15 protein-coding genes are annotated in these 18413 nt (G+C 72.8%); 14 read left to right on the plus strand and 1 reads right to left on the minus strand.

Features of this window, described 5'->3' with window-relative positions; translation table 11 throughout:
- Window positions 1-30: 30 nt before the first annotated feature.
- From AB0M79_RS24455 to AB0M79_RS24500, 10 genes are all read left to right on the plus strand, one after another.
- Window positions 31-681 (plus strand): DUF1345 domain-containing protein, encoded by a 651-nt coding sequence (locus tag AB0M79_RS24455; protein WP_364217699.1) that lies wholly within the window; start codon window positions 31-33, stop codon window positions 679-681.
- A gap of 169 nt (window positions 682-850) precedes the next feature.
- On the plus strand, window positions 851-2359 hold the full coding sequence (locus AB0M79_RS24460) for a YibE/F family protein (RefSeq protein ID WP_364217701.1): 1509 nt from the start codon (window positions 851-853) through the stop codon (window positions 2357-2359).
- Window positions 2360-2799: 440 nt separating this feature from the next.
- The gene (locus AB0M79_RS24465; RefSeq protein ID WP_357534773.1) at window positions 2800-3921 is read left to right on the plus strand and encodes an ROK family protein; all 1122 of its coding nucleotides are present in this window, start codon (window positions 2800-2802) and stop codon (window positions 3919-3921) included.
- A 37-nt stretch (window positions 3922-3958) separates the two neighbouring features.
- Entirely contained in the window at window positions 3959-5008 is a 1050-nt protein-coding gene (locus AB0M79_RS24470) for an extracellular solute-binding protein (RefSeq protein WP_364217703.1), read from the plus strand.
- Between the two features lie 121 nt (window positions 5009-5129).
- Window positions 5130-6179: an ABC transporter ATP-binding protein gene (locus AB0M79_RS24475; protein WP_364217705.1), complete on the plus strand. Its 1050-nt coding sequence runs from the start codon at window positions 5130-5132 to the stop codon at window positions 6177-6179.
- Entirely contained in the window at window positions 6176-7921 is a 1746-nt protein-coding gene (locus tag AB0M79_RS24480; protein ID WP_364217707.1) for an iron ABC transporter permease, read from the plus strand. The genes AB0M79_RS24475 and AB0M79_RS24480 overlap by 4 nt, the downstream gene beginning before the upstream one ends.
- A complete protein-coding gene (locus AB0M79_RS24485; protein ID WP_364217709.1) occupies window positions 7909-8703 on the plus strand; it encodes a creatininase family protein in 795 nt (264 codons plus the stop codon). Before AB0M79_RS24480 ends, AB0M79_RS24485 begins: the two co-directional genes overlap by 13 nt.
- The gene (locus tag AB0M79_RS24490) at window positions 8700-9662 is read left to right on the plus strand and encodes an amidohydrolase family protein (RefSeq protein ID WP_364217711.1); all 963 of its coding nucleotides are present in this window, start codon (window positions 8700-8702) and stop codon (window positions 9660-9662) included. The genes AB0M79_RS24485 and AB0M79_RS24490 overlap by 4 nt, the downstream gene beginning before the upstream one ends.
- A 45-nt stretch (window positions 9663-9707) precedes the next feature.
- Window positions 9708-11162, plus strand: coding sequence for a lyase family protein (locus AB0M79_RS24495; protein ID WP_364217713.1), 1455 nt, complete (start codon window positions 9708-9710; stop codon window positions 11160-11162).
- Window positions 11159-12103, plus strand: coding sequence for an ROK family protein (locus AB0M79_RS24500; protein ID WP_364217715.1), 945 nt, complete (start codon window positions 11159-11161; stop codon window positions 12101-12103). The genes AB0M79_RS24495 and AB0M79_RS24500 overlap by 4 nt, the downstream gene beginning before the upstream one ends.
- A gap of 87 nt (window positions 12104-12190) precedes the next feature.
- On the opposite strand, the gene AB0M79_RS24505 is transcribed toward AB0M79_RS24500, so the two are convergent.
- Complete coding sequence (locus AB0M79_RS24505; RefSeq protein ID WP_357534786.1) at window positions 12191-12550, minus strand: hypothetical protein; 360 nt, start codon at window positions 12548-12550, stop codon at window positions 12191-12193.
- A gap of 222 nt (window positions 12551-12772) precedes the next feature.
- Here AB0M79_RS24505 and AB0M79_RS24510 point away from each other — a divergent pair, with 222 nt between their 5' ends.
- The 4 genes from AB0M79_RS24510 to AB0M79_RS24525 all read left to right on the plus strand — a co-directional run bounded on the left by AB0M79_RS24510 (window position 12773) and on the right by AB0M79_RS24525 (window position 18391).
- A complete protein-coding gene (locus AB0M79_RS24510; protein WP_357534788.1) occupies window positions 12773-13189 on the plus strand; it encodes a sporulation protein in 417 nt (138 codons plus the stop codon).
- A 174-nt stretch (window positions 13190-13363) separates the two neighbouring features.
- Window positions 13364-15523 (plus strand): MMPL family transporter, encoded by a 2160-nt coding sequence (locus tag AB0M79_RS24515; RefSeq protein WP_364217717.1) that lies wholly within the window; start codon window positions 13364-13366, stop codon window positions 15521-15523.
- A 75-nt stretch (window positions 15524-15598) separates the two neighbouring features.
- Window positions 15599-16480, plus strand: a complete 882-nt coding sequence (locus AB0M79_RS24520) for a hypothetical protein (protein ID WP_364217719.1) — start codon at window positions 15599-15601, stop codon at window positions 16478-16480.
- 177 nt (window positions 16481-16657) lie between these two features.
- Window positions 16658-18391 (plus strand): VanW family protein, encoded by a 1734-nt coding sequence (locus tag AB0M79_RS24525; RefSeq protein ID WP_364217721.1) that lies wholly within the window; start codon window positions 16658-16660, stop codon window positions 18389-18391.
- Window positions 18392-18413: the final 22 nt, after the last annotated feature.

The following is an 18413-nucleotide window of genomic DNA, read 5'->3' on the forward strand; positions in this document are numbered from 1 at the left end:
GACGCCCGGCTCGGGAGACCGGACGACGCGATGACGGAAGCAGGCGACGACCGGCCGAGGGCGTCGGTGACCCACCTCGCGGTCATCGCCTCCTTCGGCCTGGTGGCCGGGGTGGTGGCGGCGGTGCTCCACTCGCCGCTGCCCGCCCCGCTCGTCGGCTGGGACGTGACCGCCGCCGTCTACCTGATCTGGGTCTGGTCCGCGATCTGGCGGATGGACGCGGCGAAGACCGCCCGGTTGGCGTTGCGTGAGGACCCCAGCCGGGGCGTCACCGACGTGCTGCTGCTCGCCGCCTGTGTCGCCAGCCTGGTCGCGGTCGGGTTCGTGCTGGTCGACGCGAGTGCCCGCGACGGCCGGCTCACCAACCCGTACGTCGCGGCCGGGGTCGGCAGCGTCGTGCTGTCCTGGGCCGTGGTGCACACCGTCTTCACCGCCCGCTATGCCCGTCTCTACTACACGGGGCCGGACGGCGGCATCGACTTCCATCAGCGGGAGGCGCCCCGCTACGCCGACTTCGCCTACGTCGCGTTCACCATCGGCGTGACCTTCCAGGTGTCCGACACCAACATCACCGACAGCGAGATACGTGCCACCGCGCTGCGGCACGCGCTGCTGTCGTACCTGTTCGGGGCGGTGATCATCGCGGCGGCGATCAATCTGATCGCCGGCCTGGCCCGGTGAGGCCCGCCGGCCGCGCGGTACCCGGCGGGCCCGCCGCGATCGGCTAGGCTCGGCGCTGCCCCGACGCGGACGCCCAGGTCATCGGCACAGGTGACGGTGCGGGCCGGCGCGGCGGGGTGGCCGGCGCCGGTCGGAGCCGCCGGCCGGCGGGACGACCGGAGAGGGCTACGTGACCGACGACCGATGGGCCACGCGGGACGATCCATGGGCGGATCGGGGGCCGCAGACCTGGGACCCGGGCACCGACGACCGTACGCCACGCCAGCGTCGCGCCGAGCCGCCGCCGGCCGCCGCGCTGGCCGGTGAGCCGGCCGGACCGGGCTGGCCGCAGCCCGCGGCGCCCCCCGCCGACGGCGGGCACCCACATCCGCCGGCCGGCCACCCCGCCCCGTCGGACCGGTCCGGGCCGCCGGTTGCCGAGGACCGGCATCCGGTTCCGGCCGGTGGTGGTCAGCCCGACGCGCCGGCGCCGGTCGGTCACCACCACCACGGGCCGGCCGGGCCGGCGTCGGCACACACCCGCCGGGCGGTCTTCGCCATCCTGATCCCGGCGGCCGTGGCGACCCTGGTCGGGCTGCTCGTGCTCTGGCCGGGCGACCGGGCCACGCCGGCCGCCGCCGACCCGACCGAACGCGCGTACGGCGAGGTCGTGCGGGTGGTCGAGGAGCCGTGCCCGGAGGGCGACCCGTCGGTCGGGGAGTCGACCGAGGACCCCGGCGGGCTCGCCGGCTGGCCCTGCGGCACCGCCGACGTACGGGTCACCAAGGGCGCCGGCACCGGCCAGACCGCCACCGTCGAGTTGCCCCGTGGACCGGGTGCGCCCGGCGTGGCCGTTGGTGACGACGTCGTGCTGCTGGTGCTGGAGGGGATGGTGCCGGGCAGCGTCGCCTACACCATCACCGACCACCAGCGGGGCCAGCCGATGATCTGGCTGGTCGCCCTGACCGCCGCCGTGATCATCGGATTCGGGCGCTGGCGGGGGGTCAGCGCCATCGCCGGGCTCGTGGTCAGTTTCGCCGTCCTGCTGCTGTTCGTCATCCCGGCGATCCTGGCCGGCTCGTCGCCGCTGCTGGTCGCGGTCGTCGGCGCCGCGACGATCATGTTCGCGGTGCTCTACCTGACCCACGGCACCAGCGTGCACACCTCGGTGGCGATCCTCGGCACGCTCGCCGCCCTCGTGCTGACCGGACTGCTCGGCGCCGGCTTCACCGCGCTGACCCAGCTGACCGGGATCGGCAGCGAGGAGAGCGCCTACCTCGCGGTGATGCAGGGCAACGTCGACATGCGCGGTCTGCTGCTGGCCGGCATCATCATCGGCGCGCTGGGCGCCCTGGACGACGTGACCGTCACCCAGGCGATGACGGTCGCCGAGCTGTCCCGGCACCCGATGTCCCGGCGGGACCTGTACCGGGCGGCGGCCCGGGTCGGGCGGTCGCACGTCGGGTCCGCGGTCAACACGCTGGTGCTCGCGTACGCCGGCGCGTCCCTGCCGCTGATGCTGCTGATCGCCGCCGGCGGCCAGGACCTGGGCAACCTGCTCACCAGCGAGTTCCTCGCCGAGGAGATCGTCCGCAGCGCGGTCGGCACGATCGGCCTGGTGGCCGCGGTGCCGATCACGACCGTGCTGGCGGTGCTGGTGGCCGAGTCCCGCCGTACGAAGGCCGTCGCCAGCACCTGAGGCACCGCCATCTGAGCGCCAGCGGGGCCGTCCGGACGTGACGGCCCCGCTGGCGCCCGTCGTCGTGCGGGGCGCCGGGCGGTGCCCCGTGTCTGTCGACAGTGGTCGGTCGGCGTGTCGATGGCGGCCGATCAGGGGTGGCAGCGCGCGGAGGGTCCGGGCACACTGCCGAGTGCTTTCGTCCGGTGCTGGCAAAGATCGTTTACGGGCGTACGTCAATCCTCCGGACACCTTTTGTTTCTTTCCAGAAGGAAGCAATCGGAGTCCGGGCGGGGCGGTCATCAACGCCGTCTGCCGCCCGGCATCCCCCGGAGTGCGACGTTCGTCCTGTTCAGTAGCGTGGCACCGGCCGTTCGAGATCAACCCGTGACTTGACGTCCATAGTTCGTTCGCCGTAGGAAGAAAGTGTGACCGACGTGGTGACTCCACCAAGCAGCCCCGTGAGCCGGGAACGGGCGCGTGAGATCAAGCGGATTTCCGTGATCTCCACCGCCCGGCAGGTGCGCGTGCTCTCCCGTGCGGAACTGACCGAGCTGACCGGGCTCAGCCCGGCCACGCTGACCCCGCTCGTCCGCGAGCTGATCGCCGAGGGCTACCTCGTCGAACGGGGCACCGCCGCGTCGCGGTCGGGCCGGCCCCGGACCATGCTCGAATTCAACCCGCGCGCCGAACTCGTCGCCGCCGTGTCACTGGAGTCCTCCCGGATAAGTTGCGAGATCGCCGACAGCGACGGCGCGGTCATCGCCCACCGCACCGCCCGGCTCGGCGCCGACGTCGTCGAGACCGTCTGCGCGTTCGTACCCGAACTGGTCGGCGCGGCCCTGCCGTCGCTGCGGGGCGTCGCCATCGCCGCGCCCGGCGTCTCCTCCGACGGCGGGGTCCGGCTCGCCCCGTCGGTCGGCCTGGTCGAGGACCGGCCGATAGGAGAATCGGTACGGCAGCGGCTCGGCGTGCCGGTCGTCGTCGACAACGACGTCAACCTGATGGCCGCCGGCGAACACGCCGCCGGCGCCGGGGCCGACGTCGACGACCTGCTGCTGCTGCACGTCGCCGACGGGGTCGGCGCCGGCCTCATCCTCGACGGGCGGGTCCGCCGGGGCGCCGCCGGTGCCGCCGGCGAGGTCGGGTTCCTGCCGCTGGACGGCGAGGAGCGCGGCTTCGACGGCGTCGGCCCGTTCGAGGCCCGTTGGTCGGAGAACGCCATCGCCGAGCGGGTCGTGGCGTTGCGTCCCGGTCGCCGTCCGGCCGAGGCCGTGCGTACCCTCGTCGAACTGGCCGGCAGCGAGCCGGCCGCGGCCGACTACCTGGCCGAGGTCCTCGAGGCCTGGGCCCGTCTGATCGTCTCCTGCGTCTGCGTGGTCGACCCCGGCCGGGTGCTGCTCAGCGGCGCCGCGGCACAGCTCGACGACGCCGCGCTCGACCGCCTGCAGGACCTTGTCGCCACCCGTGCCCCCGCGGCGACCGACGTACGCCGGGCCGTGCTCGGCGACCGGGCGGTCCTGCACGGCGCGGTCAGCTACGCGCTGTCCGCCGCCGCCACCCACCAGTCCTCCCCGTCGTAGTTCCCATCCCCGCTAGTTCCCTTCACCGGAGGTTCCCATGAGACGTCGCCTAGCTCTGGCCGGCGCGCTCGCCGCGCTCATGACCGTCACCACGGCATGTGGTGGCGGCGGGGGCGACGACGACACGTCGTCCGGCTCGGTCGAGAACATCGTCATCTACACCGCCCGTGACAAGAAGGTCACCGACTTCGTCATCGAGAAGTTCACCCAGGCCAACCCCGAATACCAGGGCAAGGTCGAGGTCCTGAACATGGGCGCCCAGGAGATCCTGGAGCGGGTCCGCGCCGAGAAGGCCAACCCGCAGGCGGACGTCTGGTGGGGCGGCACCCAGCAGGGCCTGTCGGCCGGCGCGGGCGAGGACCTGCTCGCCCCCTGGCAGCCCACCTTCGCGCAGGGCATGGACGCCAACTACAAGGACGCCGAGAACCGCTGGTTCGGCGAGATCCTGCTGCCGCAGGTCATCGTCTACAACAACAAGGCGGTCACCCCGGAGCAGGCGCCGAAGGACTGGGACGACCTGATCACCCCGGCCTGGAAAGACAAGATCATCATCCGGGACGTGCCGGCCTCGGGCGGCATGCGCTCCATCTACTCGTCGATGATCCAGCGGTTCTCGCCGGACGGCTCCAACCCGCAGCCCGGCTTCGACTGGCTGCTCAAGCTCGACGCCAACACCGCCGACTACGCCGCCAACCCGGCCGACCTCTACCTGAAGCTCTCCCGCGAGCAGGGCGTGGTCAGCGCCTGGAACCTCCAGGACGTGCTGCTCCAGGCCAACCAGTCGAACATGCCGTTCGGCTACGTGATGCCGGCCTCGGGCGCGCCGATCCTCGTCGACGGCGTCGCCGCGGTCAAGGGCGGCAACAGCACCGGGGCCCAGAAGTTCCTCGAGTTCATCTACGAGGACGGCCTGCGCGCCGACCTGGCCCGTGACTACTTCCAGATCCCGGCCGTCGAGATCGCCGAGCAGCCGCAGTGGCTGACCGAACTCGACCTCAAGCCGATGAACGTGGACTGGTCCGTGGTCGCCGCGAAGGAAACCGAGTGGATCAACCACTGGAACGCGGAGATCAAGAACAAGGGCTGACGACCGGTACGCGGCCGGGCCCGGCACCGGCCCGGCCGCGCACCACCCGCGCCCGCTCCCATCGCGGGGCCCCCACGCACATCCCGAAAGGCACATCATGATCGATGTCACGCTCGAGTCGGTGAGCAAGCGCTTCGCGCGCGGCGGCGACGTGGCGGCGGTCGACGACGTCGACCTGACCATCGCGGCCGGCGAGTTCTTCACCCTGCTCGGACCCAGTGGCTGCGGCAAGACCACCACGCTGCGGATGGTCGCCGGCTTCTACTTCCCGACCTCGGGACACATCCGCTTCGGCGGCGAGGACGTCACCCGGCGGCCGCCGAACAAGCGTGACACCGGCATGGTCTTCCAGAACTACGCGCTCTTCCCGCACATGTCCGTCGCGCAGAACGTCTCGTACGGGCTCAAGATCCGCAAGGTGGGCCGGGCCGAGTCCGCCCGCCGCGTCGAGGAGGCACTGGCCCAGGTGCACCTGGGCGGCTACGGCACCCGCCGCATCGACGAGCTCTCCGGCGGCCAGCAGCAGCGGGTCGCGCTGGCCCGCGCCCTGGTCATCCGTCCGCGTACCCTGCTGCTCGACGAGCCGCTGTCCAACCTGGACGCGAAGCTGCGCGAGGAGACCCGCGCCGAGATCCGCCGCATCCAGCGCGACGCCGGCCTCACCTCCATCTACGTCACCCACGACCAGGCCGAGGCGATGGCCATGTCGGACCGGATCGCGGTGATGGAGTCCGGCAAGGTCCGCCAGGTCGGCAGCCCGCAGGAGATCTACCACCGCCCGGCGACCACCTTCGTGGCGCGCTTCATCGGCCGCAGCAACGTGCTGTCCCTGCCGGTCCTCGGCGCCACCGACACCACCGTCGACGTCGGCCTGCCCGGCGGCGGGCGGGCCACCGCCAAGGCACCCGAGGGCCACGGGCTCACCGAGAACGACACCGCCCTGGTCTCCATCCGGCCCGAACACGTCGCGCTCGCCCGCCCCGGCGACAAGGACACCCTGCCCGGCCAGGTCACCGACGTCGAGTTCACCGGCATGTCGACGAACCTCACCCTCGACGTCGCCGGCACCACGGTCAACGTGTCGGCCATCGACGTACCCGCCACCGTCGCGGTCGGCGACCGGCTCGAGGTACGGCTGCCCGCCGACCGCATGTGGGTGGTTCGGCCGTGACCTCGACCACCCTCGGCGCCCGTGCCGCCGTCCTCACCGGGCGGCTGCGCGGCGGATCCAGCGCCGGCTGGTTCCCGTACCTGCTGGTCCTGCCGCTGGCCCTGGTCCTGTGGGGCTACGTCGTGCAGCCGATGCTCGCCACCTTCGGGGAGAGCGTCGCCGAGGACGGCGCCGGCAACTACCTCAGCTTCCTGGGCAGCGCGGGCGTCGCGCGCGCCTCGCTGTTCACCTCGCTCGCCATCTCCGCCGCCAGCGTCCTGCTCTGCGGCATCGTCGGCGTCGGCATGGCGTTCCTGCTCAAGCGGTTCACCTTCCCCGGCCGGCGGCTCATCGAGGCGATCATCCTGGTGCCGGCCGCGCTGCCGCCGCTGATCGGCGCGATCTCGTTCCAGCTCCTCTACAGCGAGACCGGCATCCTGCCCCGCGCCCTGCAACAGCTCTTCGGCACCGCGAGCCCGCTGCTGGCCTTCGACGGCATCGCCGGCGTGCTCGTGGTGCACACCTTCACCATGTACCCGTTCTTCTACCTCGCCGCGTCCGCCGCGCTCGCCGGCATGGACCCGTCGGTCGAGGAGGCCGCGTACAACCTCGGTGCCAGCCGGGTCCGGGTGTGGCGCACCATCCTGCTGCCGATGCTGACCCCGGCCCTGGTCAGCGGCTCGCTGCTGGTCTTCATGACGTCGCTGGCGTCGTACACCGCGCCGTTGCTGTTCGGCGTCGACCAGACGATGACCATGCAGATCTACATCAACCGCACCAACGGCGACCTGCCGATGGCGTCCACGTACGCCTCGGTGCTCGGCATCGTCTCGATCGTCTTCCTGCTCGGCATGCGCTGGTACGAGGGGCGGCGCAGCTACCGCTCGATGTCCAAGGGCATCGCCGCCCACCGCCGCGAGATCACCAACCCGTTCGGCCGCTGGCTGGCGCTGCTCGGCTCGCTGCTGGCCACCGTCGTCCTGCTCGCCCCGGTCGCCACGATCGCGCTGGTCGCCTTCTCCCAGGACGGCTCGTGGACCACCGAGGTGATCCCGAGCGTCTACACCACCGAGAACTTCGTCGCGATCTTCACCGAGCCGCGGTCGTTCCAGCCGATCCTCAACTCGCTGCAGATGAGCGCGCTGGCCACGGTCGGCTGCATCGTCATCGGCGTGCTCACCGCGTACGCCGTACGGCGGCTGAAGTTCTTCGGCCGCGGCCTGCTCGACGTCGCCGTCATGATCGCCTGGGCGCTGCCCGGCACCGTCGTGGCGATCAACCTGATCTCGGCGTTCAGCACCGGCAACGCGTTCAGCCTCGGCCAGGTCCTCGTCGGCACCTTCTGGATCGTGCCGCTGGCCTACTTCGTCCGGTTCCTGCCGCTGGTGTTCCGGTCCAGTTCGGCCGCGCTGGCCCAGCTCGACCCGAGCATGGAGGAGGCCGCCCGCAACCTCGGCGCCACCTGGTGGCGGGCGTTCCGCACGGTCACCCTGCGGCTGATGCTGCCCGGCGTGTTCGCCGGTGCCCTGCTGGCCTTCGTGCACGGCGTCGGCGAGTTCGTCGCCTCGGTGCTGATCTACACCTCAAGCACCACGCCGATCTCGGTGGCGATCAACAACCGGATGTACTCGTTCGAGATGGGCACCGCCGCCGCGTACGGCATGCTCCAGGTCGCGCTGATCTTCGTGGTGATGCTGGTGTCCGGCCGGCTGGAGAACGGCGGCCGGCGCACCTCCCGGGAGGCGACGCAATGGGTGAACTGATCCACGTCAGCCGGGTCCCCGGCGGCGAACTCGCCGACGTGGCCGCCACCGCCGACTTCGCCGTGCTGCCGGTCGGCGCGGTCGAGTGGCACGGGCCGCACCTGCCGCTCGGCACCGACCTGATCCTCGCCGAGGGCTTCGCGAGGAGCACCGGCGGCGACGGCCGGCGCGGGGTGCTGTTCCCGGCGGTGCCGTACACCGCCTGCCCCGGCCAGACCCGGCCCTGGCCGGGAACGATCGCGATCCGGCCCGAGATCGCGGTGGCGTACCTGTGCGACGTGCTGGAGGGCATCGTCGCCGCCGGGTTCCCCCGGGTCCTGGTCGTCAACGGGCACGACGCCAACATGTCGACGGTGCGGGCGGCGATGGAATGGGTGTCCGGCCGGCGCCGGGCCAGCCTGCTGCTGGCCAACTGGTTCCAGCTGGTCACCCCGGCGGAGACCACGCAGATCTACGGCGAGCTGCCGGCCCGCGGGCACGGCGGCGCGTACGAGACGTCGGCGGTGCTCGGCTTCGACCCCGACGCGGTACGCCCCGACTCCGTCACCGACCTGCCGCCCCGGCCGAAACTGGCCACCGCCCACCCGTACGTGCTGATCGAGTCCCGCCCCAATCCCTGGGAGGGCTGGTCCGGCCACATCTCGCTGGCCACGCGGGACACCGGCGACCGGGTCCGGGAACTCGCCGCCACCCGGCTGACCGAGCTGATCGACGCCTGGCTCGCCGCCCCGCTGCCGGCCGAACCCGACGCCACCCCGCTGGCGGAATCCGGACCACGATGAGTTCCGTCCGAAGCAGGGAACGAGCGATCGACGTAGTCGACTTCCATCTCCACCTCGGCATCCAGGACGACCCGGTCATCCGCTCCTGCGAGGACGCCGCCGGCATGCACCCCGGCGGCGAGCACGAGCGGTCGGTCCGCGCCGCCGCCAACGCCCCGTACGCGGCGGCGTGGCGGCGGGCGTGGGCGTTCCCGGACCCGGAACCGCCCGCCGACCGGCTGGCGGAGGCCGACCGGTGGGCGGACGAGTTGCGCGCCCAGGGCGTACGCCGGGCGGTGTTCGTCACCGGCGGCGGCAACGACGCGCTCGCCGACGCCGTCGACCGGCACCCGGACCTGTTCCTCGGCTTCGCCCACCACGACCCGTTCGCGCCCGACGCGGCCGCCGAGCTGGAGCGGGCGGTGACCGTACGCGGGCTGCGCGGCCTGAAGCTGTTCGCGCCGCTGCTGCGCGGCCCGCTGGACCACCCCGACCTGGATCCGGTGTGGCGTACGGCGGACCGGCTGCGGGTGCCGGTCCTGGTGCACGTCGGCCACTACGGCAGCGCGGGCGGGTTGTCGTCGAGTCCGCACGACAGCCCGAACCACCTGGCCCGGGTCGCCCGGCGGTTCCCGGAGCTGCCGTTCGTGGTGCCGCACTTCGGGGTGCAGCACGTGCAGGAACTGCTCTTCGCCTGCTGGAGCTGCCCGAACATCCACGTCGACACGTCGGGTTCCAACCAGTGGGTGCGCTGGATGCCGTACCGGCTCACGCTCGACGACCTGTTCCGCCGCTGCTACGAGACGATCGGCCCGGGGCGGATCGTGTTCGGCAGCGACTCGTCGTGGTTCCCGCGCGGCTACGTCGGCCGCTACCTCGACGACCAGTTACGCATCTGCCGGGAGATGGGGATGCCCGAGTCCGACCTGCAAGCGATCTTCGCCGGAAACGCCGTACGGCTGCTGGGTCTGCCGACCTAGCCAGCGACCGCCGGGTCCGCCCGGCGCGACGAACGAGGGATTGTCATGAGCCTCAACACCTACCAGCAGCACCATCTGCGTGTCGCGTTCGAGCACCACGCGAGTCACCTCTTCGGTCCGATGGTGCGGGCCAGCCAGGCGCACGTGGTCATGCTCGCCGAGCGGGAGCTGATCCCGGCGGACCGGGCGGCCCTGCTGTTGCGCGGCCTCGGGGAGCTGCGCGGCGACGGCGGGGAGCCGCTGGTGTTCGACGGCAGTGTCGAGGACGTCTACTTCACCGTGGAGAAGCGGCTGGCCGCCGCCTGCGGTATCCCGACGTCACAGCTCGACGTGCAGATGGCCCGCAGCCGCAACGACCTGGACGCCGGGGTGTTCCGGATGGTGCTGCGGGAGCAGTTGCTGCGGGTCGTCGACCGGCTGCTGGCCACCGGGGTGACGGCGCTGGAGCGCGCCGACCGCTACGCCGACGTGGTGATCACCGGCTACACGCACCGCCGGCCGGCGCAGCCGACCACGATCGGGCACGCGCTGGCCGGGTACGCCGAGGCGCTGGCCGGCCAGGCGGTCGCCTACGCCGACCTGCTCGACCAGATGAACCGCTCGCCGCTGGGCTCGTGCGCGTTCGCCGGCACCGACCTGCCGATCGACCCGCCCCGGCTCGCCGAGCTGCTCGGTTTCGACGGGCTGGTGACCAACTCGTACGAGGCGGTGGCCGGCGCCGACCACCTGGTGCGGGTCGCCACCCTCAACGCGCAGGCGCTGGCGACCGGGGCCCGGCTGGCCCGTACGTTGATGGACTGGCTGAGCTGGCGCTGGGTGAACACCCCGGAGGGCTTCACCCAGGGCAGCAGCATCATGCCGCAGAAGCGCAACCCGGTGGTGCTGGAACACCTGGTGTCGATGGCCGGTGCCGCGGCGGGCGACGCCGCGTCGGTGCTCAACAACGTCGGCGCCGCCTGGTGGGAGGACTCCAACAACGCGACCACCGACGTGCAGACCCGGCTGTGGGACAGCGACGACCGCACCGAGCGGTTCTTCGCCCTGCTCGGCGGCTTCCTGGCCGAGCTGACTCCGCTGGAGCCGCCGGCACCGGCGGAGATCGTCGCCTCGGGCGCGACGACCACGGCCGCCGCGGACGCGCTCACCCGGCACGGGGTGCCGTTCCGGGCCGCGCACTCGGTGGTGGGCCGGCTGATCCGCGGCGGTGGCCCGGACACCTGGACCCCGGAGCAGGTGCGGGCGGCGGCGGCCGACGTCGGGGTGCCGGAACCGCTGGATGACGGCGCGGTCGCCGACCTGATCGCCGCCGCCGTACGCCCCGAACTGGTCCTCGACCGGGCCCAGGCCGACGGTCCCGGTGTCGCCGCCGTACGTGCCCAGGTGGCCGTGGTCCGTACGACGCTCGACGGCGTGTCGGCGCGGGTGGCCGGGCTGCGGGAGCGGCTGGCCCGGGCCGACGAGGCGCTGGACGCGGCCGTGGCCGGACGGGTGGGCCGGTGACCGTCCACAGTGGCCCGGTCGTCGACAGCCGGCCGGAGCCGGTGCGCCCCGACGCGCGGCGGCTGCTCGGCATCGACTTCGGCGGCACCAAGATGGCGGTCGCGGTCGCCGACGCCCAGGGCCGGATCCTGCGCTCCCAGCGGGTGCCGACGCATGCCGGGCGGGGCGCCGCGCAGGCGCTGGACCGGGCGCTGGAGCTGGCCGGCCGGCTCGTCTCGGACGTCGGCGGCTCGCTGGCCGCGGCCGGGATCGCGTCGCCCGGCGTGGTCCGTGACGACGGCATCGACCTGGCCCCGAACGTGCCGGGCTGGGAGCGGCTGCGGCTGGCCGACGCGGTCCGCGCCGCGCTGCCGGTATCCCTGGTCGAGGTCGGCAACGACCTCAACGCCGCCGCCCTGGCCGAGTTGCGCCTCGGCGCGCTGCGCGACGCCGACCCCGGGCTCGTGGTCGGCCTGGGCACCGGCGTCGCGACGGCGCTGACCGTCGCCGGGACCGTGGTCGCCGGGCACCGGGGCGCGGCGGGCGAGATCGCGTACGCCGTCACCGGCGCCGACTGGCCCGCCGACCCGCACGACGTGATGCTGGAGGCGGTCTTCTCCGGCCGGGCCCTCGATCTGCTCGCCGCCGATCTCGGGCTGACCGGCGGGGCCGAGGAGTTGTGCCGGCACGCCGAGCGGCCGGGGCCGGCCCGGGTCGCGCTGCTCGCCCGGGTCGACGAGCTGGCCCGCCACCTGGCCACCTGCTGCCTGCTGGTCGACCCGCGGCGGGTCGTGCTGGTCGGGGGAGTGGCCCGCAACGACCTGGTCCGTGAACTGCTCGCCGAACGGCTGACCGCGGTGCTGCCGCACCGGCCGGACGTGGTCCTGTCGACGTTCGCCGACGACGCGGCGCTGCTGGGCGCGGTGACGATGGCCGGCGAGGCGCTGGCCGCGCACCGCTGACGCCGGAAACCGGCGGGGCACCGACCCCCGCACAGCGCACGGGCGCGGCACCGAACCGGTGCCGCGCCCGTGGCGGTATGGGGTGGATCAGATGTTGTTGATGATCGACATCGAGGCCTCGTGCTGGGTGGCCAGCATGTCCGAGACCGCGGCGGCGTCGTAGTACCCGCCGGACTCCACCGGCGCGCTGTCCGACGAGTAGTCCGCCGTGTAGTCCGGGGCGGCCTCGGTGGTCGGCTCGGTCGGCGCGACGTCGTAGGTGCCGACGCCCTCTTCCCAGACCTGCTCGGCGACGCCGTCGCCGTCCTGGTCGTAGGTCATGACGTCGATCAGGCCGTCACCGTCGGTGTCGGCACCGGCGATGATCCCGCCGTCCGGCAACTGCTCGTACGCGACGATGTCCTCGACGCCGTCACCGTTGACGTCCTCCATGAAGACCTCGGACATTTCACTTTCTCCTTTTTCGGTTCCCGCTCTGTGTTGACGGCAACGCTAGGTCATGATCCGTCGGTTGGACTCCCACTTTGATGCCAACCCGACAGCGGCGGTTCCAGCCCCGTACCAGCGATTCGCGGGTCGGGCGGACGTCCCGGCCCGGCGCGGCGATGCCGCCGGTTCGGCCGCCTGATCTTCGCCGGCTGGGCCACGATGGCCGCAGGGGGTGGTGAGATGACGAACGCGATGGGCGTGGCCGTCCTGGACCTGGTCAAGCGGGCGGTCGGTGAGACGACGGCGGGCACGGTGTTCGGTGAGCCGGTCACCCGCGGTGACGTCACCGTGATCCCGGTGGCCCGGGTCAAGGGGCACGGGGGTGGAGGCGGTGGCGGCGGCAACGCCGATCCCGCGGCCGCCGGTCAGGCCAAGCAGGGCAACGGGTCGGGGGGCGGACCGGCGGCGCACGCGGGCGGTGGCTCGGGCGCCGGGATGCGGTTGTCGGCGCGCCCGATCGGGGTGTTCGTGCTGCGGGACGGCCGGGTCCGCTGGCATCCGGCGCTCGACCTGAACAAGGTGATCCTCGGCGGCCAGATCGTCATGGTGGTGGCGTTGCTGACCGTACGGGCGGTCGTGCGGGCCCGGCACTCCTAGCACATCGAGGGGGCGTGGCGGCGCCCTGCCGACCGCCGGTGTGCTGTGACGTTGGTTATCAACCGGGGATCCGGGTAGCCGACGGCGGCGGCCGCGACCTAGCGTTCGCGGTGAACGGCATTCACTTTAGGCAGTCCGTGCCATCGCACTCTCATCGTGACCGGGGGACGGGTCGTGTTCGCTTCCTGGGGATCATTCACCTACCGCCTGCGCTGGACCGTCCTCGCGGTCGTCGCCGTGGTGGTCGTCGGGTCCGGCATCTGGGGGCTCGGGGTCTTCAACCAGCTCACCGAGGGCGGCTACATCGACCCGGGCAGCGAGTCGGCCAAGGCCGCCGCCGCGGTCGAGTCGGCGCTCGGCCCGCAGGGCGGCGACGTCGTGGCCATCTACACCCCGGAGTCCGGCACCGTCGACGACCCCGGCCTGGCCCAGCGGGTGACCGCCCGGCTCGACGCGCTGCCCGACTCGGCGGTGCTCGACGTCAGCAGCTACTGGCAGACCGGCGCTCCGCAGCTGGCCACCCCCGACAAGACCAGCGCACTGGCCGTCATCACGCTCGCCGGCGACGACGAGAACGCCAAGCTCGAGTCCTACCGGGCCATCAAGGACGAACTGGCCGTCGACGGGGCCAGGACGCAGATCGCCGGCAGCGGGCCGTTGCAGGACTCGACCTCCAACCGGTCCAAGACCGACCTCACCCGCGCCGAACTCGTCTCGCTGCCGATCGTGCTGATCCTGCTCGTCCTGATCTTCGGCTCGCTGGTCGCCGCCTCGCTGCCGGTGCTGGTCGGCGGCCTGGCCGTGCTCGGCTCGCTCGGCATCCTGCACGTCGTGGCCCTGGCCACCGAGGTCAACTCGTTCGCGGTCAACGTCGCCAGCCTGCTCGGCCTCGGCATGGCGATCGACTACGGCCTGTTCATGGTCGGGCGGTTCCGCGAGGAGATGGCCGCCGGCCGCTCGCCCGAGGTCGCCGTACGGCACACCGTGGCCACCGCCGGCCGTACCGTGATGTTCTCCGCGACCCTGCTGATCATCGCGCTCGCCGGCCTGCTGCTCTTCCCGCAGGGCTTCCTCAAGTCGCTGTCGTACGGCGGCATGGCGGCCGTCGCGCTCGCCGCGGTCGTCTCGCTGACCCTGCTGCCCGCCCTGCTGGGCATCCTCGGACCGCGCGTCGACAAGCTCGCCGTACGGCTGCCCCGGCGCCGGGCGGCGGCCGGCGGAGGCGGCTGGGCCCGGCTGGCCGCCGTCGTCATGCGCCGCCCGATCCTGGTCGCCGCCCCGATCCTCGCCGTCCTGGTGCTGCTCGCGCTGCCGATCGGCCAGGTCCGGTTCGGCGAGGTCGACGAGCGGGTGCTGCCGGCCAGCGACCCGGCCCGGCAGGCGATCGAGACGCTGAAGACCGAATTCCCGGCGATGAGCGGCAACGGCGTACAGGTGGTGCTGCGCGGCACCGGCGGCACCGCCCCCGACCAGGCCGCGACGCAGGCGTTCGCCGGCCGGGTCGGCGCCGTCCCGGGCGTCGAGGCGGTCAACCCCGGTGGCGCCGGCGGCGACCTCGTGGTGCTGACGGCGACGCTGGCCGACCGCGACCCGCTCAGCGACACCGCCCGGGACACCGTCGCCGACATCCGCGCGCTGACCCCGCCCGCCGGCACCGACCTGCTGGTCGGCGGCACCACCGCCCGCAACGTCGACAGCCTCGACGCCACCATCGCCAAGCTGCCGCTGATGGCGGGCCTGCTCGCCGGTGCCACCTTCGTGCTGATGTTCCTCGCCTTCGGCTCGATCCTGCTGCCGATCAAGGCCATCCTGATGAGCGTGCTCAGCCTGTCGGCGACGTTCGGCATCCTGGTCTGGCTCTTCCAGGAGGGGCACGGCGAGAGCTGGCTGCGGGTGACCCCGGCACCGCTGGAGGTCGGCATCGTGGTCCTCATGGCGGCGGTGGTGTTCGGCCTGTCCACCGACTACGAGGTGTTCCTGCTGTCGCGGATGGTCGAGGCCCGCGCCAAGGGGGTCAGCACCGTCGAGGCGGTCACCACCGGCCTGGTCCGCACCGGACGGGTGATCAGCGCCGCCGCGCTGCTGCTGGTGGTGGTGACCGGGGCGTTCGCGTTCGCCACCGTCGCCATGATGCGGTTCATCGGCGTCGGAATGATCATCGCGCTCGTGCTCGACGCGACCGTGGTCCGGATGCTGCTCGTACCGGCGGTCATGCGCCTGCTCGGCGACGCCGTCTGGTGGGCGCCCGGACCGTTGCGCAGGCTCCAGCAGGCCGCCGGTCTGCAGGAGTCCGACGAGATCGGGACGGCCGACAAGGAGTACGCCCTGCGCTGACCTGCGCCGGTTCACCCGTCCGGTTGCCGCCCATGACAGCGGGAACCGGACGGGGACCGGCACCGTCACAGTGGGGTGACTATCTTTCGCCGCATTCGTGCCACCGCAACCCTGTCCGTACTTTTGCTGACCGCCGCCGCCTGCGCCCAAGGTGGCAACGACGCCGGCGGTCCCGACCCCGGCCCGGTGTCCCTGGAGTCCGACGTGGCCGCCATCCGGGTCGACTACACCGGGGGCTTCAGCACCCCGGGCATGATCGCCGCCCGGCTACCGCTGATCGCCGTCTACGGCGACGGCCGGGTCATCACCCAGGGCCCGCAGGTCATGGTCTATCCCGGCCCCGCGCTGCCCAATCTCCAGGTGCAGACGATCAACGCCAACGACGTCGACGCCCTGATCGAGCGGGCCCTGGCCGCCGGGGTGGGCCAGGCCACCGACTTCGGCCAGCCGCCGGTCGCCGACGCCGCCTCGACCCGGATCACCGTCACGACCAGTGACGGCGAGAAGGTGCTCGAGGTCTACGCGCTCGAGGAGACGCCCGAGGACGGCGCCGGGCTGAACGCCACGCAGGTCGACGCCCGCGCCAAGGTCAAGGAGTTCGTGGCGTCGCTGAACGACCTGTCCGGCACGCTCGGTGCCGGCGCGGTCGGCGCGCCCCAGCCGTACGTGCCGACCGCTGTCGCCGCGATCGCCGAGCCGTGGGTGGCCGGCGACCCGGCCCTGCCCGCCCCGCCGGAGGTCGCCTGGCCCGGCCCGGCGCTGCCCGGCAAGCCGGTCGGCCCCGGCCTGGAGGTCGGTTGCGTGAGCGCCGACGGCGAGGCCGCCACGAAGGTCCTGTCGGCGGCCGGTACGGCGACCTCGGCCACCCCGTGGACCTCGGAGGGCAAGAGCTTCACGGTCCACCTGCGCCCGTTGCTGCCCGACGAGACCGACTGCGCCGACCTGCTGGCCGGCTGATCCGGCCGGCCCGGCGACCTGACCGGCCCGGCCGACCGGCCGACCCGGCTGATCCGGCCGATCCGACCGCCGGGACCGTCACCCGTACGTGGTGGCGGTCCCGGCGTGTCCGGGCGCCCAATATGATCCTCACTCGGCGTTCCGACATTTCAGACCACCGCCTGCGAGGTTTTCCACGTGCAGCCCGACGACGTGCGGCGTACCGACGTATCCACCAGCCCGCCGGACGCGAAGCGGCCGACACGCCGCCGGGCGCTGGTCGCGGCGGCCGTCGCCGCGGCGGTGCTGCTGCCGGCCGGGGCCGCCGTCGGCTACGCCTACACCGGTGAGGTGCCGCGCGGGGTGACCGTCCTCGGTGTCGACCTGGGCGGGCTCGACCGGGCGGCGGCCGGCGAGGCGCTGCGCGCCGAACTCGCCCGGCGGTCCGCCGACCTGGCGGCGCCGGTCACCGTACGTGTCGAGGACCGGACGGCGCGGGTGGACCCGTCGGCCGTCGGGCTGGCCGTCGACGTGGACGCCACCGTCGCCGCCGCCGCCGACGCCCGGCCCGGGGTGTTCGCGCGCCTGTTCGGCTCGCCCACCGTCGACCCGGTCGTGGCCGTCGACCAGGGCCGGCTCGACGCGGCGTTGCGGGCGGCGGTCGGCGACGTCGGGCAGCCGGTGGTGGCGCCCGCCATCACGTACGACGGCACCACGCCCCGCCCGGTCTACCCGGAGTCCGGCCGGGTCCTCGACCCCGCGACGGCCGCCGGGGCGCTGCGCGCCGGCTGGCCGGACGCCCGCGAGGTGACCGTGCCGCTGCTCGACGTGCACCCGGCCACCACCACCGCCGACGTCGACCGGCTGCTCGCCGAACTGGCCAGGCCCGCGGTGAGCGGACCGGTCACGGTCACCACGGACCGTGGCGACCTGCCGGTGCCGCCGGCCGCGATCGCCAAGAGTCTCGTGTTCGCCGCCGACGACAGCGGCCGCATCGAGCCGCGCGTCGACGAGAAGGCGTTGCGGTCGGCGCTCGGCACCGGGCTGCGCGAGGTGGAGGTGGCGCCGAAGGACGCGACGGTCGTCCTCGACGGCGGGAAGCCGAAGGTGGTGCCCGGCACCGACGGGCAGCGACTCGACACCGCCGCCCTGGGCCGCGACCTGCTCGCCGTGCTGCCCCGTACGGCCGACCGGCGGGTGGCCGGGACGCTGACGGCGGCGCGGCCGGCGATGACCGACGAGCAGGCGGCGGCGCTGGGGATCAGGGAGCGGGTCTCCACGTTCACCACCAACTTCACCGGCGGGCTGTCGGCACCGCGCAGCAACAACATCGTGACGATCGCCAGGGACGTCGACGGGACGATCGTGCAGCCGGGGGAGACCTTCTCGCTCAACGGGCACACCGGGGAGCGCAGCTACGCGCAGGGCTACAAGGACGCGCCGGTGATCATGGACGGCAAGCTGGTGCCGGGGGTCGGCGGCGGTACGTCGCAGTTCACGACCACCCTGTTCAACGCGACCTACTACGCCGGGCTGGAAGACGTCGAGCACAAGCCGCACTCGTACTGGTTCAGCCGTTACCCGCCGGTGATCGAGTCGACGATCTTCTACCCGAACCTGGACTTCAAGTTCCGCAACGACACCCCGTACGGGGTGTTGATCGACACGTCGTGGACGAGCGACTCGATCACGGTGTCGATCTGGAGCACGAAGATCTACGACAGCGTGAAGACCGAGTGGGGGCCCCGGCGCAACATCACCAAGCCGCGGGTGGTCCACCTGGAACCCGGACCGTCGTGCATCGCCACCAACGGCATCGACGGTTTCACCCAGGACGCCTGGCGGATCTTCCGCAAGGACGGCAAGGAACTCAAGCGGGAGAAGTTCAGTTGGCGTTACGACGCCGAGCCCCGCTTCGTCTGTGGCGGCTGAGCTGCGCTGTCCCATTCTCTGG

Origin of the sequence: Polymorphospora sp. NPDC051019 (assembly GCF_040683055.1) — a bacterium.
GTDB lineage: Bacteria > Actinomycetota > Actinomycetes > Mycobacteriales > Micromonosporaceae > Polymorphospora > Polymorphospora lycopeni.